Source organism: Helicobacter sp. 16-1353, from assembly GCF_003288815.1.
In the GTDB taxonomy this organism is placed as follows: Bacteria; Campylobacterota; Campylobacteria; order Campylobacterales; family Helicobacteraceae; genus NHYM01.
In genome coordinates this window covers 100,999-125,812 of the sequence record NZ_NHYM01000004.1, presented here as the reverse complement: position 1 = coordinate 125,812, position 24,814 = coordinate 100,999, and the positions used below count along the sequence as shown (strand labels likewise).

The following is a 24,814-nucleotide window of genomic DNA, read 5'->3' as shown; positions in this document are numbered from 1 at the left end:
TTCTATACATTAAATTTTATATCAAATCCAATTAAGCTTAGGATTGCGACAAATAAAAGGCTCGAGATTCCAGCGAAGAATCCAGCCAATACATCATCACCGACAACGCCCAAACCGCCCTCCACATTCTTATCGACTTTTCTTATTATAGATGGTTTCCAAATATCATAGATTCTAAAAAATATAAATGAAAAAATAATAGTCAAAATATGGAATCCAGCTATACTCATAGCAAACCAGATTCCAATAAGCTCATCAATTACGATATAACTTGCATCGTGGATTCCGCCCTCTTCTTTTTCATAAATATCTATTTGCTTAATTGCAATAATTCCTACTAAAATCGCCAAAACAAATAAAGTAGAAGCAGAAAAATATAGGATTGGAATCCCAATAATAAGACCAAATGCACTTCCCCAAGTTCCGGGTGCTTTTGAAGTATATCCAATCTTAAATAATGTTAAGAAATGCTCTCTTTTATTCATAATATCTAATCCTATTTTAATGGAATCTACTTTGTATGTTTTCGTTGCTTAACTATGCCATATCTTTTACGCTTTTCCCAAAGACTTTTGCGGGAGATTCCAAGCTCTTTTGCAAGCTCAATATCCGAGTAAAGATTCTCATACTTTGTAATAACCATTTTTTCATATTCTTTTATAGGTATAATCCCGCCATTTAGGTCAATTCCATTTTGTGGCATTGAAATATCTACAATGTTACTAAATGGAATTTCTTCTTGTGAGATAAATGAAAAGATTACATTTTGTTTATGTAACTTTGATAATAATTCATCTCTTTCATTTCTTCTAATATGTTCCAATCCTGTTAAATATATTGTTTCGCTAATTCTATTATCGAATTTCAAAATATCTTGCCAATTAATATTTTTTAACGATAGAAAATTAAAGTGAATATTCTTTAATCTCGCATATCGCATCGCATAAATATCGGCACTTCTTTGCGAACTACTTCTAATAATAAATGGTAAATTATAGGTAAATGGAAATGGTGTATTTAGCATTCCCTCGATAAATTCAAAATAATTTTTATAAAAAATAGCCTCTCGTTGCAATCTAATAAATTGCTTATAATGCTCTACTTTTCTAATGAGTTCATCTACAATAAGTGGTTTTATTATATAGTCGTGAATCCCAGCTTTAAACATCTTAGTAAAAGTATCATCATTAATATACTTTATCATCATAATAACTATGCTATCAGGAAATTGTTTTATGATACCTGCACAATTCTTACTACAAGTATCATACGATATTAAAATAACATCAAAAAAACTACTATTATCAATCTTTAAATTTGTATCTTTGGATATGACACATTCATAACCTTTATCAATTAGTTTGTTACTAATGCTTTGAGCTAAATAAATATCATTTTCTATAATTAATGTTTTCATAATAAATCCCTGTATGTAATATTAATAATTATTGTTTAAACTTTAAAGATACATTTGCACTAGCACAAATTCCCTCTTCTCTGCCTATAAAACCCATTTTTTCCATTGTTGTAGCTTTAATATTAATATAATTTTTCTGTATATCTAAGATATTACTAAAAATTTCTATCATTTTATTTTTATAAGGTAGAATTTTTGGCTTTTGTGCCATTATCATAATATCAACATTGATTATCTTAAAACCAACGCCATAAACAAAATCCACAACTTCATTTAGTAACAACTTGGAATCTATGTTTTTATATTTATTATCATTTGGAGGAAACCACTCTCCAATATCACCAGCCCCAATTCCACCAAGTAACGCATCGCATAATGCGTGTATAACAACATCTCCATCGCTATGTGCTTCTAATCCAAAACCACAATCTATCTTAACGCCACCTAAAAACATCTCCTTATTATCGCAGAATCTATGAACATCAAAGCCATATCCGCTAAAAATATCGCTAGAAGAATCTATATTAAATTCTTTTAAATCATCAAAATATGTGAGCTTATTTAATTTCCTTGAGCCCTCTATCGCAACAACTCTACCGCCATATTTATTTATCGCACTACTTTCATCACTGAAATTCCCAAGTTTTAATGATTTTAATAATATATCTAATCTTGAAATTTGCGGAGTTTGCACCAAATGCACAGAATCTCTATTTAGATATGTTTTTATATGATTAGATTCCATAAAAATGGTATCACTTACACCAACCACAGGAATAAGGCAGTCTAAATCACTCAAATCATAGCTAAATAGCCTATCTAAAACATCAAAATCAAGATTGAATCTAGCCGCATCGCTAACTGCTACAAACTCACTAGAAACAGCCCTAAGTGCGTTAGTAAGAGAATCTTGTCTGCTTTCTCCGCCCTCTATAATCTCATAGGAGCAGAATCTTTTCATATAATCTAATTCCAATTTCGCACTTGTAATAATAACCTTATCAAAACCATATCTATTTTGTAATGTATCGGCGACATAAAGCCAAATAGGCTTATTTTCTACCCGAATCCAATGTTTTTTTATTTTCGTTTTCTGTCTAAATCTAGAACTTTCTCCTGCACTCATAACGATTAATGAAATATTTTGTTTCAAAACTTCTCACCTTAATATAGTGGATTGTATTGTTGCGATTATAAGAACCCTATTTAAAATAAATAATCATTTCTATTATATTTAATTTTTAAGGATTTTCAAAGAAAAATGATATTAAAAAATATTTAATTGAAATTTATGCAAAAAAGCTTTATTTTATATTTTTTACGATAATTTTAAACTTTTAAATTACATTCAAGGCAAATAATATGGATTCTGTAAATACACAATTATTTTACGCAAAGCAAGACAAAATCACTAAAGAAATGGAATTCGTCGCAAATAGCGAGGAATTAGATGTAAATCTAATCAAAAATGAGATTAAAAAAGGGCGACTTATAATCCCTGCAAATATCAATCATAAGAATCTAAATCCAATCGGCATTGGGGTTGCCACACGAACGAAAATCAATGCAAATATTGGAAGCTCTAGCATTCAAAACTCCATTGAAAATGAGATTTGCAAAACACAGATTTCCATAAAATATGGAGCAGATACAATTATGGATTTAAGCACAGGTGGTAATTTAGACGAGATTAGAAAGGCAGTTTTGGCAAATTCAAATGTGCCAATTGGCACTGTGCCTATTTATCAAATCTTACACGATTTAAAAGATGATATTCTAAATCTAACCATTGATAAAATGCTATCCACATTAGAAAAACAAGCCAAACAAGGTGTTAGCTACTTTACTATCCACTGCGGATTCCTACTCTTTCATATGCCACTTGTGGCAAAACGAAAAATGGGAATTGTAAGTCGAGGTGGCTCACTAATGGCAAGCTGGATGTTACATCATCATAAGGAGAATCCTTTTTATTCGGCATTTGATGATATTTTAGATATTTGCAGACAATATGATGTGAGCTTATCACTTGGGGATTCGCTTCGCCCGGGTTGTTTGGCTGATGCGAGTGATGAGGCACAAATAGCAGAGTTGAAAGTATTAGGAGAATTAGCAAAAAGAGCATATCAAAAAGATGTGCAAGTAATGATTGAGGGACCCGGCCACATTCCACTAAATCAAATCGAGCGAAATGTAGAAATCCAAAAAGAGCTTTGCAATGAAGCACCTTTTTATGTTTTGGGACCATTGGTTACTGATATTGGTGCGGGATACGACCATATCTCAAGTGCTATTGGTGCGTGTGTAGCGGCGTGGAAAGGTGTGGCAATGCTATGTTATGTAACACCAAAAGAGCATTTAGGGCTACCAAATGTAAAAGATGTAAGAGAGGGCATAATCGCTTATAAAATCGCCGCACACGCCGCAGATATTGCACGAGGACGGATAAATGCTAGGGTTAGAGATGATAAAATGAGCGATGCAAGATATGCTTTTAAATGGGAAGAGCAGTTTAATCTCGCACTTGATGGTGATAGAGCTAGGGAATTCCACGATGAATCGCTCCCCCAAGATGTATTTAAGGAAGCAGAATTTTGCTCAATGTGTGGTCCAAAATTTTGTAGTTATAAAATTAGTCAAAATATTTTTAAAAAATATGAAGGTGAAGTATGAATAAACAAGATATATTAAATAAGCTAAAGTATGTAATTTACCCGAATTTTAAGCGGGATATTGTGGATTTTGGATTTGTGAAAAATGTAGAAATTGATGGTGAAAATGTGGAGATTTCACTAGAGATTCCATCAAATAACCCAGAGGTTGCAAAAAAGATTCATAGTGAGATTCTACAGATTCTAGGTGATAAAACCAAGATTCACATAAAAACCCCACAATTAGAAAATGAAACAAAAAAAAGCAAGAATATAGCCCCGAATATTAAAAACTTTGTAATGATAAGCTCTGGCAAAGGAGGCGTGGGGAAATCCACTACAAGTGTGAATCTAGCCATTGCACTAGCACAAATGGGAAAAAAAGTAGGTTTATTAGACGCTGATATTTATGGTCCAAACATTCCTAGAATGCTTTCTTTAACCGCACAAAAGCCACTTGTCGATGAATCTGTAATGAAGCTAATCCCACTTAAGGCTTATGGAATAAAGGTAATTAGTATGGGAATGATGTATGAAGAGGGGCAGAGTCTAATTTGGCGTGGTCCAATGATAATGCGAGCAATCGAGCAAATGCTAAGCGATGTGCTTTGGGGGGATTTAGATATGTTAATTATAGATATGCCACCGGGGACGGGCGATGCACAACTAACTTTAGCACAAAGTGTGCCTGTAAGTGCTGGAATCTCAGTTACCACACCACAATTAGTCGCATTAGATGATAGTGCAAGAAGCCTAGATATGTTTAATCGCCTAAATATCCCAATAGCTGGGATAATAGAAAATATGAGTGGTTTTATCTGCCCGAAATGTGGGGAGCATTATGATATTTTCGGCAAAGGGACGGCGATAGAACTTGCAAATACAAATAAATGCGATGTTTTAGCACAAGTGCCAATTGAGGGCAAAATCCGCGAGGGTGGAGATGAAGGCAAACCGATTGTATTTTTTGAGCCAAATAGTGCTGGTGCAAAAGAATATATAAAAGCGGCACATAAACTAAATGATTTTTTAGAAAAAGCAAAAGGTAAAGCTAGTAATGCTGAGATTCAGCCTATTAAACATTAATGGATAAAGAAACACTTGAATTCAAAAGCGATGTATTAGATTCTATTTATATTAAATATGATATTTATATCCCCAAGATTCCAAATGGGAATCTTATCCAAATAGCACACGGAATGATGGAGCATAGGGGAAATTATGAATATATCGCTAGTATTTTAGCCCAAAATGGTTATATAGTAGCGATAAATGACCATAGGGGACACGGAGAAAGTATCGGCGGAAATATCCATTTAGGCGAAATGGGAGAAAATGGATTTGAAGCTGCTCTATTGGATATGTATAAATTATCAAATATACTAAAAGAGCGATTTAAACCAAAGAAATTTATATTAATCGGGCATAGTATGGGCTCACTTTTGGCAAGGAGATTCTTGCAGGAATATGAAAGTAGTATTGATATATTGGTTATTTGTGGGACGCCAAGCCCGTATTTTGGTATTAGCTTTGGAATCTTATTTCTAAAAATGTGTAGATTTGTAGGTATAAATAAGATTGGGCGAAATATTGCTTATAGGTTTTCATTCTGCACTTTTAATGCAAAATATTATAAATTTGATAAGCTAGATTCTGGAAAGCCAAGTGGGATTCTGTGGGTTAATCGCGATGAAAACCAACTTATAAAACATCTAAATGATAGGGAACATCGTGCTATTTTTACAATCAATAGCTTTATAAATCTACTTTCTGGCTTAAAAAAAGTATTTAGCAAATATCCACATAAGATAAATAAAGAAAATATTCCAATATTATTTATAAGTGGCGAAGATGATGCTTGTGGGAAGTTTGGTAAAGGTGTTTTGAGTGCTTTTAAACATCTAAATAAACAAGGATATAATAATGCAAAATGCATTCTATATGCCAAAGCAAGGCATGAGCTATTTTTGGAATTAAATAAAGATGAGGTTGCAAGTGATTTAATAGATTATTTTAAAAATCATTAAATCACAAGCTAACTTTTAAAATCCACGAATAACCTTACTTAAAATAGCATCATTATCTTTAAGTTTTAGCGAACGATACATAACATCTTCAATCACTTTTGAAGATTCTCCTAATAAGTCATTAACAACATTCATACTGCTAATAATGCTTTTAGTTTGTTTTGCTAGTGAGATAGTATTTTCACTTTGATTATGTATATCATTTACAACATCAATCATATATTCTTGTATCGTATGAAGGCTATCTTTAGAATGTTTGCCCTCATTTGAAAGACCATCAAATATAGTAACATTTTTCTTTATCGCTAAAGAAATATCATCTAAGTTATCTGTTATGGCACTTATTGTAGATTCAACTTCACTTAGACTTCTTTGAGTGCTTTCTGCTAGTTTGCGAACCTCATCAGCAACCACAGCAAAGCCACGCCCATGCTCTCCAGCTCTGGCAGCTTCTATTGCGGCATTTAAAGCTAAGAGATTTGTTTGTTCGGAAACATTGTAAATAAGAGATAATATATTTTTAATCTGGGAAACACTATTATTTAAGGTATCAAGCCTTAGTTTAAGCTCATTTTGACTTGTTATGCTATTTTCTAATTCTGCTAAAAGATTCTCTATACTTAAGCTTGTATCATCAATAAATGTTTTGCTTTCATTGATTTTAGTTCTAGATTCATTTGCAGATTCCATATTATTATCTAAACCTCTAGATATAATGGCACTTTGTTCCACACTTTCTTGGGTTTTATGACTTACACTTAGTATGTTGTCTTTTAGATTCGCAATATAATTATTAAGATTCACAATTTCTGTGCTTGTTTCACCTGCTATTTCTATAGTTTGTTTCATTTTATCAATAAATAGATTTATAAATCTGCTAATAATAAATAGCTCATCGTATTGATTTCTTTTTAGATTTAGATTCCCACCAGCTATTAGTTTTTCTCCGCCTTTTGATACATCTTGTAGATATTTGACAACTGTATTAGAATCCTTTGTAAAATCATCTAAAACCTTAAAAAGTAGGAATACTACTATTATGGTAGTGATTACAACAATAATTAGAATTGTCATTACGATATTGGATTGTAAAACAGCGGCATCTCTTATGCTACTTAATGATGATAGATTATTTAGCACATCTAAAAGTGAGGTGGAATTATCATTCATATCAACAGCAATTTTTTCTAGATTATTTGCTGAAGTTACTAGGTTTTCACTAGTTTTAGACGAAGTATCTGCTATTCTTTCAATCAAAATACTATAAATATCTTCAAAATACCCTTGAAGTCTAAGTGATATAGCTTTTGTATCACCCAAGTTTAAAGTGCTTTGAATCTTAGGATGAAATTCCTTTAGTGCAGAATCATTTTTGATAAAGCTATCATTCCAACTTCTAGTCATTTGGATTACTATATTTTTATTAGATATATCTTGTGGCTCTAATGCAAGTTTCACAAGTCTGGCATTTATAGTTCCAATAAACTCAAATTGCTCTATTAAAGATTCCATATCGTTCATAGTATCTTTGGTTTCTTTAATATATTTAAGCATAGATTCAATTTGTTCATTTGCATTTTTAGAAAGAGATTCTAGACTTTTGAAGCTAGTATTAATCTGCTCGAAATTATCCTCTTCTGTATTTATAAAACTAGAAAAAGTATATTTGAATACAAAAAATAACAATGTATTAAGAATAATCAATGCACATAAAGCACCTAAGCTAATATTTAATTTCTTAGAAAGACTAAGATTCTTAAAATCTTGAAATGACATTGGTCTTACTCCATAGTTTATTCTGTTTCATTTACCCTCCTAATTTTAGAATCTTATTTTCCTGCTAATTGTGCTTTATTTGGATTATCTGCGGCTTGGCTTATCATACATTCTTCTAGCGTTTTTGCGTCTGCTGGATTATCCACTTTTTTAAGCCATCGCTGAATCTGCTTCATCGTTTTTGACGCTGGGTTAGGGGCGTCGTATTTAGTCATAAGTGCGGCACAATCTGCAAATGCAAAATGTGGCAAAACTAAAAATAGAGCCGAAAATATTAGATTTTTCATTTTAAATCCTTTAATTAAAATCTCAAAATATACGATAAAGAGACATTTTGAATCTTAGTATTTATCGCAGTTGCACTTCCGGTTGGGGCGATTGGTGCGGCGTAATTGGCATATTTATTATTTTGTTGTGTGAATGCTAATCTAAAGAATTGATATAAATCGATTTGAAAAATCGCATAAACATCGATTACATCGCCCTTTGTATTGCGGAAGTTTAGCGGGTCATTTACAGAGGCACGAGAGAGTGCATACCAATTTTTAGAGGAGTTGAAATACTCCACACCGATTTTAAAGTGATTTCCAATATCTTGTCTTAATCCTAAATGTATTGCATAAGCTCCTTTGTCATTGAAAATCGCCATTGGAGTTCCATTGTTAAGAACCATATTTTTTGGATTTAGCCCACGATAATAAACGCCAGATAAAAACCAATTTAGCCCAAAATTAAACCTATGCTCGAAATGAGCCCCGATATAGTGTAAATCACCGATATTTGAGTTATTATTGGATACGGAGTTTGATGTGGGTAGAGTAAATGAGCCTTCTGGAAGTGTGTATTTTAAAATCGCAGCATACCCAAGCATAAATAGGCTCTCCCCAGCGGATTTTGGTAAAAATGGCGTTTCAAAAATCGCAAAAAATAGATTTGAATCTATGGCGTCTCTTGTGCCAAAAATATTGCTAACCCCATTGCTATCGCTAAGTGGCTGATAAATCTTGCTATATCCAGCCCTAAGTGCAATATCGCCCTCTGTGTTTTTAAATGTAAATACCGCTCCATCGCCAAGTGCATTTACCATTAAAGCTGGGTAAGTCGCCATTCTAGCCCCACCATTGCGTAAATTTGAGCCGGGTCCATCGGTGCTAGGAAGTCGCCCAATGGTGAATGCAAAATGGTCTCCGCCGTAAATATCGATATATGCTCGTTCCACATAGATATTTGGACCATAGAATCCGCGTCCTGCATCAAGCGGACTTGGGTTGCCATTGCCTTGAATGCTTAAATCCCCAAATGCCTTTGACATTGAGAGTCTGCCGGTGAATTTCGTATAGTCATTTATATCGGCATTCATATTTAGGTAAAGCCCCATAGCCCAGCGATTTGGCTGTGTTTTTTGAGATTCTGGGATTCCAAGTCCTAGTGGATTTTTAATAAAAAAGTTTGATACCATTGTATTAAATTCAAGCCCAAATTTAATCTTACTAAGTGCTGCTTGTAGCTCGTTCTCATCGGCTCTTTCCTGTAGCTCGGCAATGCTTTCCTCTAGGTCATCAATTTGCTGTTGCAAGTTTGTAGCATTACTTAGCTTAGATTCCCTGCTTTGCTTTTCCTCTGGAACATCTTGAGCTAAAGCGATAGATTGTGAAATAATCAAACCTAAAATTAGAATTTTTTTAAAATTCGCCATATCCCCTTGTCTCCTTATAGTAGTTTAAGTAGTAATTCAATCTTGTATGTTCAACTAGTAATTTCATAGATAGTAAAATCGCCATTTATAAAATTTTTTAAATTTTAATTAGCTTTTATATTTCACCTTGTTTTTTGCTTTTTTATAATTTGGATAATGAATATTTTTAATTAAAGATTCTATGTTTTCACATTAGTATTATTTGTATTAAAAACAGCGAATCTTAATGCTTTTTGGGTCGTTATAATCAAAATCATTGATGATTTTATCGATATTTAGGCTTGTATTTTGGGCGATTTTTTCATTGATTTGGATTATGAAATCTGGATTTAGCGGATATTTTTTATTGATATATAGATAAATATTGCAAGATTCTATGGCTTTTTTACCTTGATTTGTTATCTCACCATTAAGTATAAATGCGTTTGTGTAGTGCATTTTTCTAGCAATATTTAGGTTGAAAGCGACTTTGTTTATATAATTATCCATAATAAAAATATTTAAAAATGGAATGGAGATAAAAAATAATAGGCAAAACACAAGCAAAACATTACGAAAAGCACCATTTAAAAGTAGCGATAGCAAGAAAATCGCAATAAAAATAATAAAAAGAATGCCAAAAACAAAAAAATCATAAATGCTAATTTGCAAAAAATCCAAAGCCTAACCCCTTTTATGTGTTATTAACTCCTCTATTTAATCTCATAATCAAAATGCGAATGCATAGGATATGCCGATATAATCGCTTTTATATGAATAGCTTGTGGTTTCTTGACCTGTTGTCCCCGGAACTACAATGGAATCTTTATAAATTGAAGCATAAGTATATGGGTAGCGATAAGTTATCTCTATGGCTTGATTGCCAAATATAGTAAATCTAAATCCAGCATTTATCCACCCAGCAGGGCTTAGGGGCGTTTTCCCGCTTGAGTTTAGGCTATCATTTTTAAAAGTCGCTACATACATTCCTCCGCCAATCCCAGCGAAAACACCCACATTCCACATCTTGGAATCTAAAAAATTCACCAAAATATCTAAATTCAATCCAAGCCCAAAAATCATAAAATCACTTAGCCCAGTATATGAGCCCTCCGCATAGAATCTCCCACCTATAAATCTATCTATATCCATAAAGCCAACTTTCATCGCTCCGCCAAAAACTCGTTGTTTGATGAAGCTAGTAGTATTTACATTTGTAGATTCTATATTCTTTTTTAACACGGTATTGTTTAGAGAGCCTTCTAGTGCGACAAAAAAGCTAGTTGTATCTGTATTTTGCGTTTGGTTTTGAGTTCTCGCTATGACATTGCTACGATTATTGAATGCCTTTTGCCTTAGCATTCTCTCATTTATAGCCCTATCATTAGCATAGATGCCTGATAATAGCAATAATACACATATAATAATCTTCATATTAATCCCATTCAAATAGCTGTAATCGTAGATTATAGCTATTTTTTAGCTTTTTAGGAATAAAATTAATTATTCTTAATTCCAATTAAATTGCTCCCAACATATCCTCAAAACTTTTTATAAACGATTTTAAACCATCATCTAGGAGAATCTTACTCATAGAATCCACATCTATATTATGCAAATAATCATTTATATTAGATTCTGGGATAATGATTTTAGAATCTCTTTTTATAAAATCTTTGATAGTATCTAGCGGGGCAGTGTTTATTGAATTTTTAAAAAGTAGCGAATTGATATAATAACTAGAATCTATAAAACTATCTTTTACTCCTGTAGAGGCAAAAAGTGTGCGGATATTTGGATTTGCAAAAGATTCTATTAGGTTGTAGCAATTTATGGCATTGTAGATTCCTAATTTTGGGGTAGAATCTTTTGTTTTATTTATATCCTCTAATGCCCTATCAAACCTAGATACAAAAATACTAATTACGGCTTTTGGTGCATTTGTGCTGGTGGTTTTTCCAAAAGATTCTAGGGCTAGTTTCGTTTGCTTCGTTGAAAAAACCAATGTCGCATTGACATTAATACTGCTCTTATAAAGCTCATTCATCACTTCAAATCCAGCATTTGTAGCAGGGACTTTTATCATCACATTTGGGAATCCTATAGTTTTAAAGATTCGCTTCCCCTCATCAATACTTTTTGTAGCATCATCACATAGCATAGGGTCAATCTCAATGCTAATAAATCCGTCATTTTTATTTTTTTCCCAAAGTGGCAATAATAAATGTGCAGCATTTTTAATATCACTAAATGCGAGATTCTCATAAATATCTTTTGCTTTTTTGTCTCTTAGTTTTTCAATATCTGCCCGATAGGCGTCGCTCTTTAAAATCGCATTTGCAAATATACTTGGATTGCTAGTTGCACCATAAATGATATTGCTAGTGATTAGATTTTTAAACTCTGTATTTAAGAAATTGCGTTCTATAAAATCGCACCATAGGCTAAATCCACTATTTCGTAAGTCCATATTTACACCTTTATATAATTCAAAATTTCTCTTAAATCTCTATTTTCGATTATGATATTTGCTTCTTTTTTTAATACATCTTTGGCACAAAATGCTATTTTTTTACTCGCATATGGGAACATCGATAAATCATTTGCACCATCACCTATTGCAATAGTATTTTCTTTAGAAGTCCCAAGTAGCCTTTGGAGCGTGTATATCATTCTTCCTTTGGAATCTCCAAACATCATTTCTCCACCCACTTCGCCACTTAAAAATCCATTTTTACAATGAAGTATATTGCTGAAATCGGCATTAAGTCCTAAAACTCTTCTAAAATAAGAAGTTGCAATCTTAAATCCACCGCTAAAACACACTACCTTGTAGCCCATTTTTTGCAATTCTTTCACTATTTCAATTGCACCATTTACTAATGGCAGATTCTCACATACTTCGATTGCGTCTTTTTCTCTCATTCCTTTTAGAAAACTAACTCGTTTTTTTAAACTCTCGTAGAAATCGAGCTTTCCTTCCATCGCCATTTTTGTTATTAGATTTATTTCTTGTTTCACACCATAATATTTTGCCAATTCATCGATAGTCTCGCCGTCCATAAGTGTTGAATCAAAATCAAATACTGCTAATTTCATTATTATTCCTAAAATTTTTAAAGGTATTATAATAAAATTTGGCTTCTTAAGTTTTATCCACTATATTTTTTATTTCTTCTAAGAGATTCAAATCCACAAATGGTCGTATCTTTGGTGGAATGGAATGCAATCGCAATATATTTCTTATTTGTTTATCGTGGCTAAATCTAGCAGAATCTTTTGTAATGAAAATAAATCTATCATTGCAATCAATAATGAATTTAGATGCTACTACGCAAGAATACCTACTTTTTAAAATCTCATCTCTTTGTTTGCTAGAAACTACATAACCAAGCTTTTTAACACATATATCGATATTGTATAAATTTAATAGAGCAGAATCTTTCTTGCATATAAAAATATTTGCTACATTATATACGAACACATTGCCATATATGGCTTGATAGTCATTTTTTAATAAATGAAATGATTTTATTACCCCTTTTTCAAAATCTTTTATAAATCTATTTGCATAATGTTTGCGGAAATAATTGCGTAAAAATGCTTGATTTTTATTACTTTTATCGACAAAATATTTAATTTTATTTTTCTTTAAAAATGCCAAAATATCGGCTCGTTTTGTATTATAAAGCGGACGAATGATATTAAAATCCACATTTTTAGTGATGTAATCAAATCCAAGCAAAGAGTTTAATCCAGCTCCTTTTGCAAACTGCATTAAAAACCATTCGAATCTATCATTTAATTGATGGGCTAAAATCAAATTTTGATAATTAGATTCCAAGATAATTTTGGCGAAAAAATCAAATCGAAATGCCCTTGCATTTGCTTCAAAATTATTTTTAAACTTTGGGGCTTTGGAGATAAAAATTTGCTTTTTATATTTTTTTGCTAGTTTTTTTGCATATGCGATTTCGCTTTTAGATTCTGCCCTTATGCCATAATCCACGATTGCAATATCAAAATCAATATTAGAATTTAAAAGCAAGAAAAAAAGGCAAGTGGAATCCACCCCCGCACTAAATCCAAGCAGATTCCGCCCGTTTGTGAGAGCCTCTAAGCCAAATAAATTAAATTTTTTAGAGCCTATTAATCGCTTTCCCAATCAAATACCCATCTTTAGATGTTTCTATTTTGATATTATAATATCCTGCTTCTAGTGGCTTTTGCGTTAGATTCTCATTTATTAAAATCTCGCCATCGATTTCCCTATCCCATTTTATATCCCTAGCACTCAAAAAAAACTCACTTGTTTTTGAGATTCCATCGATTATGCAAGTCATTGTTTTTCCCTTATAATTTTTAAAAATCTCATTTTGTTGTTTTTTTATAATCTTATTTAGGATATTAATTCGTTTATCTATAATCTTAGAATTTACCTTTTGTGGCATTGTAAATGCCTTTGTCCCCTCTTCACTAGAAAATGCGAAAATATTCACTCTATCAAATACAAAATCGCTCATAAATCCACAAATATCATCAAAATCTTTTTGGCTCTCCCCCGGATGCCCGATTAATAAAGTCGTGCGAATAAAGCTATCTTTTACTTTTCTCATATGTTTGAGTAACTCAATATGGCGATTTTTATCGCTCCCTCGTCGCATAATCTTTAGCATAGAATCTGTGATGTGTTGGATTGGCATATCAAAATAGTTTTGAAAAATGGGAGATTCTGCGATTCTATCAATAAGCCTATTTGTCGTAGTGCTGGGATATAGATATAAGATTCTAGCACTCCTAATACCCTGTATTTTCTCAACCCTATCTATAAGCTCGATTAATGCGTCTTTTCTACCTAAATCACGCATATACGAGCTAGAATCTTGTGCGATAAAGCTAAAATCATAGAATCCTTTTTCCACTAAATGATGTATTTCTTTTAGGCAGGATTCTAAGCTCCTAGAATGGAGTTTCCCTTTGATATTTGGGATAGCACAAAAGCTACATTGCTGATTGCAACCCTCGCTAAGCTTGATATATGCGTGGATAGAAGAGCCGGTGATAACTCTTGAGTGGGAATCTATTAAAAATGTAGCGTTGCTTTTTATGATTTTTTGATTTTTATTCAAATCTAAAATCATTTTATCAATCTTATCATAATCCCCTACACCAGTTATTATATCAATCTCTTTAATCTCATCTCTAAGCTCATTGGCATATCTTTGACTTAAACATCCACTTACTACTAGAATGCTGTCTTTTGGTTTATCTTGTGCTACTTCTAGAATCTTTTCTATACTTTCTTGTTTAGCACTTTGGATAAATCCGCAAGTATTTACTATTGTTACATTCGCATCTTTTGGGGAATCTACCAATATATAATCGCTTAATTTCCCTAGCATAACCTCACTATCTATTAGATTTTTATTACAACCAAGTGAGATTAAGCAAAGTGTTTTCATTTATTAAATTATTTAACTAAAGCCTTTTCTAAAACTTCCTCGATGCGTGATACAGGGATAATCTTAAGACTACTCAAAACCTCTTTTGGAATCTCATCTAAATCTCTTTTATAATTTTTCTCTGGGATTAGCACGGCTTCCATTCCAGCTTTATATGCAGCGATTAGCTTCTCTTTTAATCCTCCAATCGGCAGCACATCGCCACTTAGCGTTAGCTCCCCTGTCATTGCGATTTTTGAATTTACCTTTTTATCAAGCAAGGCAGAGTGTATCGCCAGCCCCATCGCAATCCCCGCACTTGGTCCATCTTTTGGCGTAGCACCCTCTGGGACATGGATATGGATATTATATTTATTATAGATTTGCTCTTTTGTTCTAAATTTCTTATCGATTAGCACTTTATTTACGCTTAGGGCGATTTTGGCGGATTCTTTCATTACATCACCAAGATTCCCAGTTAGCTCTAAAACGCCCTTACCAAATATCTTAATCGCTTCGATTTTCAGCACATCACCGCCCACACTTGTCCATGCCAAGCCATTTACAACACCGACTTTATGAATACCTTTCGTGCTTTCTATCTCAAAAATAGTTTTATCTAAGAAATCTTTAAGATTATTTGTCGTAATGCTGATTTTCTTTGCCTCATGGTTTTCTAGGATATTTTTAGCACATTTTCGCATAATCTGGGCGATTTGCTCTCTTAGTTTCCTAACTCCTGCCTCCCTAGTGTATTTTTCGATGACTTCCTTTAGGGCGTTTGTGTTTATGCTAAATTCCGTGTTTGAAATGCCGTGTTTTTTTAGCTCTTGGGGAATTAGATACTTTTTGGCAATCTCTAGCTTTTCTTGTGGCGTGTAGCTATTTAGCTGGATAAATTCCATTCTATCACGCAATGGAGCGGGAATCTGGCTTATATCATTTGCTGTGGCGATAAAAATAATTTGGCTTAAATTGATATTAAAGTTCGCATAATAATCCCTAAACGCCACATTCTGCTCTGGGTCGAGAATCTCCAATAGCACGGAAGTAGGGTCGCCTCGATAGCTCTTGCCAACCTTATCGATTTCATCTAAAACGACTACTGGATTCATCTCTTTTGCGTCGATTAGCCCTTGTATTATTCGCCCGGGCATCGCTCCCAGATAAGTCCGCCTATGCCCTCGCAATTCATTTACATCTTCTAATCCGCCAAGTGCGATTCTAACAAGCGACCTTTTAAGTGCTTTAGAAATGGAGTTTGCAAGGGAGGTTTTCCCCACGCCCGGCGGTCCATAGAAACATAAAATAGTGCCTTTGCTTTGCTCACTTTCTTTACCCCTTAATGCCAAAAGCTCTTTTACTGCAAAATACTCGCAGATTCGCTCCTTTGGCTTTTTAAGCGAATAATGGTCGTTGTCTAATTGCTTCGCTACGGCATTAATCGACATTTTTTTAGATGAAAATTTACCAAATGGAATCTCTAGCATCCACTCGATATAATTTTGTATCATACTCGCCTCAGAGCTATCTTGATGCATACGAGAAAGCCTATCTATTTGCTTTTTAATCTCCTTGTATCCGTCATTTTCTATATGTGGTTTTATAGATTCCAGCTTTTTATAATAATTTTCAATCTCTTCATTTTTTTGATTATTGATTCCTAGTTCTTTTTGAATCTGCTTTAATTGCTCTTTTAGGTAGAATTCTCTATTAATTTTTTCAACTTTATTATTAACTTTTGTTTTAATCTCTTTTTGTAATTTTAAAGCTTCTATTTCCTCATCAATGTAGCTTATAAGCAATATCAATCTCTCAATTGTATTGCTATTTAAGTAAATATTATAGATTTTATTTTTGGAGATTCTAAGTGTGCTTAAAATCGTATCAATAATACGATTTGGCTCATAGCTTTCTATCGTTTTTAGCAAATCGCTAGGAAAATATGGAAGTAATTTTGACATAACATCAATTCGTTCATTTAATAGCGAGAGCGTAGCATTAAGCTTTATTGGGTCGTATGGGTCTGGAATAATCAAATCAATCAAACCTATAAGTGGCTTTTGACTTTCCACCTTTAGAATCTTAGCTCTTGAAACGCCCTGAAAAAGAAATTTGATTTTTCCATTGGGGAGAGAAACTTTTCGCATAATATTCCCCACGACGCCCACATCGTAAAAATCACTTTGCTCATCACTTTCAATATCAATATCTTTAGAAGTGGTTATGAAAATAATATTATTTTCATCTTGTGCTTTTGATAATGCACTTATATTTGCATCATCATTTATAAAAATAGGGCTAATTGTATATGGATAGATAAATGAATTTTCTTCAATTAAAATAGGTAAGGTTGTTGGAAATTTTGTATTGTTCAAGTTAATATCCTTTTAATTTTGTCTAATTACCAGCTAAAAATTCTAACATACCAAGGTATATGTGATGGTATAAAATCTATATCATTCACACCTAATTCCTCATTATATTGCTCGTATTTTTCTTTTGCTGCATCTTTGTCTTTTATATTGTAGATTCTTATAATCTCTTTATTTATTTCTAATTGAGAAAGTTTGAAACTTGTCAAAATATGCCTTATATAAGGTAAATATTTATTATTTGTGTTTAAGGTTACAAAATGTGATATTTCGTCAATATTATCATTAATAAAACCTTGGTCTTTGCTATAACTACCAAAAGCATAATAATTAGATTCCATTGCTAAAAATGGCATATAATCTACATTTTTAGGATTGCTAAAGCGAATTTTATACTCATTCGCAAAATATCCAGCAAGTAAATGCTCATTTCTATCAATATGTGCTTTTGTAAGCATAATCAAAGCCTCATTAATCAAAGGAGAAGCTATATGCTCACTTTGAAGTGAATTAAAATAACTATCTGCTTGTTCCAAATTACCCTTGCTAATTGCTACTATAATCCTCTCATACCAAAATAATGCTGGTTTGTTAAACTCATCAACACTGCTACAAGAAACAAAAAATAATGCTATAAAAATTGTTACTAAATAGAATCTCACTTGCTACTCTCTTTTGATTTATTTATCTTGCAATCTTGCACCATTTTAAAAAAATCCTTAAAAATCTTATTAGATTCCTTTGGTCCCGGACTAGCCTCTGGGTGATGTTGCAATGAAATAATAGGAGAATCTTTATAACGCAATCCCTCTATTGTGCCATCAAATAGATTTATATATGTTATATGGGCGATTTCTTGTATGGATTCTGGGACAGAATAGATGTGATTTTGCGATGTGATTTCAACCTCATTTGTTTGCATATTTTTTACAGGGTGATTTGCTCCGTGATGTCCAAATTGAAGTTTGTAGGTTTCATATCCATGTGCTAAACCTAATAGTTGATGTCCAAGGCAGATTCCAAACATTGGAATCTTAGCATCTATTAACTTCCTTATTTCCTTTATTTCCTTTTTTAAAATTTTTGGGTCGCCGGGTCCATTTGATAGAAAAACTCCGCCAATTTCTTTATCATTAAATTTTTTGATAATACTATCTGCATTAATATTATGACTTACTATCTCACATTCTAATCCAACTGCACTAAGTTCATTTAGTATATTTTGTTTGATTCCAAAATCTATTACTATTATTTTTTTCTTAAATTTTGGTTTGCCATACGAAAGAGTTTTAAAACTAAAAGTGCTTTGTTTGTGTGTTGTAGGGGATTTGGAACTAACATCTTTAATATAATTTATTGTCTCAATACTTGGAGTAGAATCCAAAATATCTTTTAGCTTTTTTGTTTGAAAAATCTCATTTGAAATAACCGCATTCATCGCACCTTGTGTTCTAATAAGCTTTGTTAAAAATCTTGTATCAATATTTGCAATTCCCATTATATTATTTTTCTTAAGATATTCTCCCAAAGTTCCAGTGGCACGAAAGTTAGAGTAAAAATCATTATAACTTCTAACAATAACACCCTTTGCATAAGATGTATTGGATAAAGATTCTACATCTTGATTATTCACCCCGACAATGCCAATCTCTGGCATACAAAATACTATCAATTGCCCAGCATAACTAGGGTCTGTAATGATTTCTTGATAGCCAGTAAGTGAAGTGTTAAATATCATTTCACCTACTTTAGTGCCTTTAGCACCAAAACTTATGCCATCAAATCTCATTCCATTTTCTAAATATAAAACTGCTTTTTTCATTTATTTGAAATCCTTATATCTAAAAGCAAGTAGAATCTTGCAATAAAATCATAAAAAACCTTGTTTTTTCAGCTCTTCTTCATACATCTTTTCAAATACCAAATCATATTCCTCAGTGCCAACTAAAAGTTTCTTTTTATAATTTTTAATTCTATCAATTACCCTTTCTTCTATGTCTTTATAATTTTTAGCATATGTATTTATTGATTTGAAAATAAGGTTCTTTATCATCATTTCTGAAACATGAAAATTAATAATGCTCGTATCAATGAGCTCGTCCATTATTTCGTGTGATAGATTGCTATACCTATCGTCCCAAGATAAAATAAACTCTTCATCATCTGCAAATCTCTTTTTTACTAAGGCAAATAAACGCTTTTCATCAGCTCCATTACTTTCAATCTCATCTATATTATCATCAATAAAGTTTTTAGCTTTTTCTTCTATGGCAAGCTCTTTTTTAATATTATTTTCAAGATATTTAATGGCTATTCTAACAATATCTTTATCATTTGTTAGAATCTCAATATATGGAGCATTTACCAAATCCAATGCAATTTTATCAGCAATATATCGTATATGCGAAGCCTTTAATCTCATAATATCTCTCTTGTAAATATTTTTTTATATTGTATCATAGATTCTTTGCAATATTTTATTTGATGTTATTTGCAAAATAAAAGCTATATCATTAGCCTAAATTATACTAGTAAAATTGCTAGTATTTTTATAAAAATTTACAATAATCTAAATTCGATTATAATTCTCCAAAAACACCTTATTTGCAGTGCCATCAAACTTCCTAAGCCCAAGCTCGTCTAATGCCAACTCAATCCCATTCACCACCCACGAAGCCTCATAAATAGGGATAATCCCCATATGGTTTATGCGGAAAATCAGCTCTTTTAGGTGGTCTTGCCCTCCTGCGATATTTAGGGCGTATTTTTCCTTTAGCAATTTTCTAATCGCAACGGAATCCTCGTGGTAAATCGTAGTCATCGCAAGTGCTGGGCTTTTTGGGTAGATTTTTAGCCCAATTGCACTTAGTGCCTTTTGCGTGGCTTTCGCCCTAGCCCTCGTTTCCCTATAAATCGCCTCCAAATCCGCCACTTCAAAATACTTCGCTAAGCCAATAATTATGCTTGTCGGCGAAGTCCAAGCAGTGGTATTTTTACGCTGATTTTTTAGCTCGGTTTTAAGATTGAAGTAGAATCCCACATCATTTGCCTCGATTAGCTCCAAAGCCAAATCACTCAAGCCAATTAGGCTCATTCCCGGTGGTAGCATAAACGCCTTTTGAGAGCCACCGATTAGGGCGTCGATATGCGTCGTGTCGATTTTCTCAACGCCGATTGCAGTTATCCCATCGGCGATTATGGCGATTTTTGGATTTAGTGATTTTGCCATTTTTGCGATTGCCTCGACATTGTGTCGCAGTCCCCCAGCACTCTCGCAGATTTGAATACATATGGAATCTATATCTTTATTTTCACTCAATATTTTTTCCACGGAATCCACGCTTGGAGCGGTATCCCACTCACTTTTAAGCTCAATAAAATCGATATTGTAAGCCTTGGCGATTTTACTAAATCGCTCGCCAAATTTCCCGCTATTTACAATCAAGGGCTTTTTGCAAAATGTCCTTACACACGCCTCCATTGCCCCGCTTCCGCTACTTGCTAGCATTAGCACATCGCGCATTTTTAGCATTTCTATGAGTTTCTCGCGGCAGAATGCGAAATAAGATTCAAACTCCTTTGTTCTGTGGTGAAGTGTGGGGATTGCCATTGCTTGGCGGATAGATTCTGGGCTTGGAGTCGGTCCGGGAGTAAATAAAAGCATAATTATCCTTTTTAGATTCTATAATTTTGGCTTGGATTCTAGCATAAATTAGGTTATTTAAAATGTTTAAATTGATTTGAATTTTATAAATAAATTTATCATTAAAAATATTTTAAAACTATAAGAATCTCCCTTATTAGCGGAAATCTTGACATCAATTTATTGGATTGGATAGAATCCCAGCCAAAATTTTACAAGACGAATTATGGGTTTATAAATCAATTCGAAAATCGCATAAATTTAAGGAAAAACATTGAAAATCTCCAAAGAAAGCATTAGTTGGATTCTAATCATAAGTGCTGGAATCTTAGAGGTATTTTGGGTTAGCGGATTGAAATACGCCGATAGCTTTTGGCTTTACGCCTTAACTGGAGTGGCTATTTTATTCTCATTTTGTGTGATGTTGATTGCGATTAAATATGTAGAAGTAGGCGTGGCTTATGCGGTGTTTGTAGGGATTGGCACGGCTGGAGTGGTGGTCGCTGAAATGGTCGCATTTGGCGAGGAAGTAAGCATTATTAAAATCGCATTAATTGTAATGCTTTTAATTGGCGTAGTTGGCTTGAAACTCACAAGTAATAAAAGTGATAAGAAACTAGCTAGAGATTTAAGTGCGGAGTTTGGGCTAGATTCAGTGCTAGATGCTGTAAATCTTGGGGAATCTGGGGAATCTATAAAAAATGTTAATGGTGCGGATTTTGTCGAATCTAGGAAAAATGCGGAATCTATAAATTTCACAGAATCTGTGGAATCTGCAAAAAATAAAGCCACAAAAGCACAGATTTTGTTAAAAAATGGGGGCGAGAAATGAGCTGGATATTTCTAATCGTAGCGGGTTGTATGGAGATTGCCGGCGTATTTACTATGAAAAAATTCGCAACAACCAATAAAAAAATATTCATACTCCCAATTGCACTTTTATTTATGGTGAGCTTAAGTTTCCTAAGCCTTGCAATGCAGGGGATTTCAATGGGCGTGGCATATGCGATTTGGACTGGGATAGGGGCGAGTGGAGGCGTTCTTGTGGGGATTTTAGTATTTGGGGAATCTGCCTCGTTTTTAAAGATATTTTTTATCTTTATCATCATCGCTTCAGCCATTGGACTAAAAGCACTTGGGTAAAATATGTTTTAAAGTGTGATTTGGCGAATTTATAAATTTGGCAAATTCCAAGCAATCTAAAAAGCAAGATTAAGCTAAATTCCACAGAATCTAAATCTAGCGAATCCTAAAAATCCCATTTTGTAAATTCTCATTTATTTTATATCCAAAAAATCAAGAATATTGCTCCTTAAGAATCCCAATATATTTTATATATCTCAGGGTGCTTTAGTTTAAAATCTTAATTTGCACTTATTTTTAAAAATCCATTTCTAATCAATATTTTATCCGCCAGTGTGGTAGAATGCACGATTTGAACGCTCGTTTTCTCCCCATTTATTTTTTTCTGGTTTATTGCAAATGGATTTCAAAAGTGCCTCTTTCATCGCAATTTTATCGCCACTTCGTATCGCCACACTCGCATCTACCGCATCTTCGAAATATAGGCAGGGGAAAATAATCCCCTCAGCACTTAGGCGAATCCTATTGCAAGATAAACAAAACTCATCATTATGTGGAGCGATAATCCCAAATACGGGCTTTTTGGTGGTTTTAAATTTACTTGGATTTGTGGTGGAATCTGTGGAATCTAGATTCTTAAAATCCCCAGATTCTGCCGAATCCAGCGAGTAATTAGATTCTATCAAACTTGCCGAATCTAGATTCTTGGAATCCACAGAATCCCAAGATTCTGCTGAATTTTTCAAATCCGCCGAATCTCTTAAAATCACGGAATCTAGATTCTTAGATTCCGCCGAATCTAGTGAATTTATAGAATCTAACGCTTTAGATTCCCCACTTAGTCCCTCAATCTCATATAATTTCGCGGGTCCAAAATGCTCTTTTTGTAACATTTTATAGCGGTATTTTTTATCAATTATTTTTAGTATCTCTTCGCTCCTAAGCCCTACAATACCGCTTTTTGCGAATGTGTTATCCATATACTCAATATAGCGGATTAGAAAGCCATTTTTATTGGCAAACTCTAATAAATCGATAATCTCATTTTCATTGATATTTTTTAGCGGAACCATATTGATTTTTACGCCAAGACCGACATTTTTCGCCAAAAAAATGCCCTCTAAGATAGAATCTAGTGCGTCATTTTTCTTTGAAATGGTGCTAATTTTATGCGATTGCAAACTATCAAGCGAGACATTTATCCGTTTTAACCCCGCATTTTTAAGCTCTTTTGCGTATTTTTTAAGCAAGAATCCATTCGTAGTTAGGGCGACTTCCACATCGTTTTTATAGCTATAAATCCCCCTTACAAATTCGCTTAAATCGCCTCTCAAAAGTGGCTCTCCACCAGTTAATCGCACTTTTCTCACGCCCAAATCCATAGCAATTTTTAGAAACTCTAGCATTTGGTTTAGTGGGATTAGATTCTCCTTAATTTCATCGGGCGTATCAGGCATACAATACAAACAGCGAAAATTGCAATTTTTCGTTACAGACACGCGGATATAGTCGATACTACGACCAAAACTATCGATTAGCATATGACTCCTTTATCTCGCTAAATTTAACCAAAATTTCGCACTTCCACATTTTCTAAATCCCGTATTGTATTATATTTATGTGAATTCTCAATATACATTCAAAATAATTTAAAAAATCGCTAGTGATTTTTGGTTATAATTTTGCATATTTTAAAATGGAATGGCGATGAATGATTTTATAATTAGCAAATTTACAATGCGAAACCCCCAAAATCTTATAGAATCCATAGAATCCAAAGCGAAAAATATGCAAATAGGGGGGGGGGAGCAATCAATATAATCCCATTCTAAAAAGCCTTTTTAAACTACTTCAAATTATTTCCATTTCCCTTAAATATCTTTTAAAGTGTCCTATAAATCCAATTACAAATCTTACAAATCAGCCAAAATTATTTTCTGTTCTAGGTCAATACTTGCTGTGAAATCAATTCAACAATAATGGCAAATGACTTTAAAAATATTAAATATTAAACAAGGGAGACAAAATGGGATTTCCATTTCATTTACTAGCTGGGATAATTGTAGGGATAGCGGGGAAAAAGATATATGATGAGTTTATAAAAGATTGGGACTTTTCTAGTGATTTTGATGACTTTGGAGAATCTGATAAATCCAGCCAATCGAAAGATTCCACAGAATCTATAGAATCCCAAGCCTTGCAAGACTTCATCGCAAATATTGAAAATACGCTAATTAGCGAATATGGCGAAATAGAGGGCAAAAAGAAATTTAATGCGATTTTAGAAACCCTAAAAAGTGTAAATAAAAATTAAAAGGAGAAAATATGTTTTTAAACCGCCTAACGAATGAGGAAAAAATAGGATTTTTGGAGCTAGCACATTATATCGCTGAGAGTTGCAACAACTTCAGTCAGACGCAAAATGACATCATAGAAAAATATTTGCTTGAAATGCAGATTGGGGATATTGAATTTGATAAAGAAAACTTTGATATTTACGACACACTTGGGAAAATCAAAAACAAGAAAAGCCAAAAAATAGTATTAATGGAGATTCTCCTACTTATCTATTCCGACCATTTTTTGCACGAGGAGGAAAGGAAAGTTTTGGAGAAAGTTCGCGAGGAATTTGGTCTTAGCTACTACCTAGAAACCATCTATGTAGAGTGGGCGAAAACGGTGCTATCTGCGTATGTGCAAGGCTATGCCCTTATTGAGATTTAAAG

The 24,814-nt window shown here is 33.1% G+C and carries 25 protein-coding genes; 7 read left to right on the top strand and 18 right to left on the bottom strand.

Features of this window, described 5'->3' with window-relative positions:
• Nucleotides 1-2: 2 nt before the first annotated feature.
• From CCY99_RS03685 to CCY99_RS03675, 3 genes are read right to left on the bottom strand one after another with little or no spacing between them, the layout of a single operon-like run.
• On the bottom strand, nucleotides 3-485 hold the full coding sequence (locus CCY99_RS03685) for a phosphatidylglycerophosphatase A (protein ID WP_112060059.1): 483 nt from the start codon (nucleotides 483-485) through the stop codon (nucleotides 3-5).
• A 26-nt stretch (nucleotides 486-511) separates the two neighbouring features.
• The gene (locus CCY99_RS03680; RefSeq protein ID WP_112060058.1) at nucleotides 512-1,417 is read right to left on the bottom strand and encodes a response regulator; all 906 of its coding nucleotides are present in this window, start codon (nucleotides 1,415-1,417) and stop codon (nucleotides 512-514) included.
• 28 nt (nucleotides 1,418-1,445) lie between these two features.
• Nucleotides 1,446-2,570 (bottom strand): bifunctional 2-C-methyl-D-erythritol 4-phosphate cytidylyltransferase/2-C-methyl-D-erythritol 2,4-cyclodiphosphate synthase, encoded by a 1,125-nt coding sequence (locus CCY99_RS03675; RefSeq protein ID WP_112060057.1) that lies wholly within the window; start codon nucleotides 2,568-2,570, stop codon nucleotides 1,446-1,448.
• 209 nt (nucleotides 2,571-2,779) lie between these two features.
• On the opposite strand from CCY99_RS03675, the gene thiC reads away from it, so the two are divergent.
• Genes thiC through CCY99_RS03660 form a run of 3 tightly spaced genes read left to right on the top strand, consistent with a single transcriptional unit; the run spans nucleotide 2,780 to nucleotide 6,095 of the window.
• A complete protein-coding gene (thiC, locus tag CCY99_RS03670) occupies nucleotides 2,780-4,090 on the top strand; it encodes a phosphomethylpyrimidine synthase ThiC (protein ID WP_112060056.1) in 1,311 nt (436 codons plus the stop codon).
• On the top strand, nucleotides 4,087-5,154 hold the full coding sequence (locus tag CCY99_RS03665) for an Mrp/NBP35 family ATP-binding protein (RefSeq protein ID WP_112060055.1): 1,068 nt from the start codon (nucleotides 4,087-4,089) through the stop codon (nucleotides 5,152-5,154). The genes thiC and CCY99_RS03665 overlap by 4 nt, the downstream gene beginning before the upstream one ends.
• Entirely contained in the window at nucleotides 5,154-6,095 is a 942-nt protein-coding gene (locus CCY99_RS03660) for an alpha/beta hydrolase (protein ID WP_112060054.1), read from the top strand. The genes CCY99_RS03665 and CCY99_RS03660 overlap by 1 nt, the downstream gene beginning before the upstream one ends.
• Before the next feature lie 15 nt (nucleotides 6,096-6,110).
• Here the strand turns inward: CCY99_RS03660 and CCY99_RS03655 are convergent, their stop codons facing one another.
• The 14 genes from CCY99_RS03655 to CCY99_RS03590 form a co-directional block, all read right to left on the bottom strand.
• Nucleotides 6,111-7,871, bottom strand: a complete 1,761-nt coding sequence (locus CCY99_RS03655) for a methyl-accepting chemotaxis protein (RefSeq protein ID WP_112060053.1) — start codon at nucleotides 7,869-7,871, stop codon at nucleotides 6,111-6,113.
• 53 nt (nucleotides 7,872-7,924) lie between these two features.
• Nucleotides 7,925-8,158 (bottom strand): hypothetical protein, encoded by a 234-nt coding sequence (locus CCY99_RS03650; RefSeq protein ID WP_112060052.1) that lies wholly within the window; start codon nucleotides 8,156-8,158, stop codon nucleotides 7,925-7,927.
• A gap of 14 nt (nucleotides 8,159-8,172) precedes the next feature.
• Nucleotides 8,173-9,567 carry a DUF3373 family protein gene (locus tag CCY99_RS03645; RefSeq protein ID WP_112060051.1) on the bottom strand — a complete coding sequence of 465 codons (1,395 nt, stop codon included), beginning with the start codon at nucleotides 9,565-9,567 and terminating at the stop codon, nucleotides 8,173-8,175.
• A gap of 207 nt (nucleotides 9,568-9,774) precedes the next feature.
• Nucleotides 9,775-10,227 carry a DUF2393 family protein gene (locus CCY99_RS03640; RefSeq protein WP_112060050.1) on the bottom strand — a complete coding sequence of 151 codons (453 nt, stop codon included), beginning with the start codon at nucleotides 10,225-10,227 and terminating at the stop codon, nucleotides 9,775-9,777.
• 48 nt (nucleotides 10,228-10,275) lie between these two features.
• Nucleotides 10,276-10,980 (bottom strand): outer membrane beta-barrel protein, encoded by a 705-nt coding sequence (locus CCY99_RS03635; protein ID WP_112060049.1) that lies wholly within the window; start codon nucleotides 10,978-10,980, stop codon nucleotides 10,276-10,278.
• 85 nt (nucleotides 10,981-11,065) lie between these two features.
• A complete protein-coding gene (locus CCY99_RS03630) occupies nucleotides 11,066-12,016 on the bottom strand; it encodes a transaldolase (protein ID WP_112060048.1) in 951 nt (316 codons plus the stop codon).
• A gap of 2 nt (nucleotides 12,017-12,018) precedes the next feature.
• On the bottom strand, nucleotides 12,019-12,645 hold the full coding sequence (serB, locus tag CCY99_RS03625) for a phosphoserine phosphatase SerB (protein ID WP_112060047.1): 627 nt from the start codon (nucleotides 12,643-12,645) through the stop codon (nucleotides 12,019-12,021).
• A gap of 46 nt (nucleotides 12,646-12,691) precedes the next feature.
• Nucleotides 12,692-13,711: a tRNA lysidine(34) synthetase TilS gene (gene tilS / locus CCY99_RS03620; protein ID WP_112060046.1), complete on the bottom strand. Its 1,020-nt coding sequence runs from the start codon at nucleotides 13,709-13,711 to the stop codon at nucleotides 12,692-12,694.
• A complete protein-coding gene (gene rimO / locus CCY99_RS03615; RefSeq protein WP_112060045.1) occupies nucleotides 13,686-15,008 on the bottom strand; it encodes a 30S ribosomal protein S12 methylthiotransferase RimO in 1,323 nt (440 codons plus the stop codon). Before rimO ends, tilS begins: the two co-directional genes overlap by 26 nt.
• Nucleotides 15,009-15,016: 8 nt before the next feature.
• Nucleotides 15,017-17,365 carry an endopeptidase La gene (gene lon / locus CCY99_RS03610; protein ID WP_220092234.1) on the bottom strand — a complete coding sequence of 783 codons (2,349 nt, stop codon included), beginning with the start codon at nucleotides 17,363-17,365 and terminating at the stop codon, nucleotides 15,017-15,019.
• A 26-nt stretch (nucleotides 17,366-17,391) separates the two neighbouring features.
• Nucleotides 17,392-18,024 (bottom strand): outer membrane protein assembly factor BamD, encoded by a 633-nt coding sequence (gene bamD / locus CCY99_RS03605; protein ID WP_112060043.1) that lies wholly within the window; start codon nucleotides 18,022-18,024, stop codon nucleotides 17,392-17,394.
• Entirely contained in the window at nucleotides 18,021-19,184 is a 1,164-nt protein-coding gene (carA, locus tag CCY99_RS03600; RefSeq protein WP_112060042.1) for a glutamine-hydrolyzing carbamoyl-phosphate synthase small subunit, read from the bottom strand. Before carA ends, bamD begins: the two co-directional genes overlap by 4 nt.
• Before the next feature lie 48 nt (nucleotides 19,185-19,232).
• A complete protein-coding gene (locus tag CCY99_RS03595; RefSeq protein ID WP_112060041.1) occupies nucleotides 19,233-19,784 on the bottom strand; it encodes a DUF507 family protein in 552 nt (183 codons plus the stop codon).
• 147 nt (nucleotides 19,785-19,931) lie between these two features.
• Nucleotides 19,932-21,026, bottom strand: coding sequence for an alanine--glyoxylate aminotransferase family protein (locus CCY99_RS03590; RefSeq protein ID WP_112060040.1), 1,095 nt, complete (start codon nucleotides 21,024-21,026; stop codon nucleotides 19,932-19,934).
• Nucleotides 21,027-21,279: 253 nt separating this feature from the next.
• Between CCY99_RS03590 and CCY99_RS03585 the strand changes: the two genes are divergently transcribed.
• Both CCY99_RS03585 and CCY99_RS03580 read left to right on the top strand, forming a co-directional pair.
• Nucleotides 21,280-21,837, top strand: a complete 558-nt coding sequence (locus CCY99_RS03585) for a multidrug efflux SMR transporter (RefSeq protein ID WP_258443294.1) — start codon at nucleotides 21,280-21,282, stop codon at nucleotides 21,835-21,837.
• Nucleotides 21,834-22,148 carry an SMR family transporter gene (locus CCY99_RS03580; protein ID WP_112060039.1) on the top strand — a complete coding sequence of 105 codons (315 nt, stop codon included), beginning with the start codon at nucleotides 21,834-21,836 and terminating at the stop codon, nucleotides 22,146-22,148. The genes CCY99_RS03585 and CCY99_RS03580 overlap by 4 nt, the downstream gene beginning before the upstream one ends.
• 263 nt (nucleotides 22,149-22,411) lie before the next feature.
• On the opposite strand, the gene moaA is transcribed toward CCY99_RS03580, so the two are convergent.
• Nucleotides 22,412-23,629: a GTP 3',8-cyclase MoaA gene (gene moaA / locus CCY99_RS09875; protein WP_112060038.1), complete on the bottom strand. Its 1,218-nt coding sequence runs from the start codon at nucleotides 23,627-23,629 to the stop codon at nucleotides 22,412-22,414.
• A 485-nt stretch (nucleotides 23,630-24,114) separates the two neighbouring features.
• Here moaA and CCY99_RS03570 point away from each other — a divergent pair, with 485 nt between their 5' ends.
• Entirely contained in the window at nucleotides 24,115-24,402 is a 288-nt protein-coding gene (locus tag CCY99_RS03570) for a hypothetical protein (RefSeq protein WP_112060037.1), read from the top strand.
• An 11-nt stretch (nucleotides 24,403-24,413) separates the two neighbouring features.
• Nucleotides 24,414-24,812: a TerB family tellurite resistance protein gene (locus CCY99_RS03565; RefSeq protein WP_112060036.1), complete on the top strand. Its 399-nt coding sequence runs from the start codon at nucleotides 24,414-24,416 to the stop codon at nucleotides 24,810-24,812.
• Nucleotides 24,813-24,814: the final 2 nt, after the last annotated feature.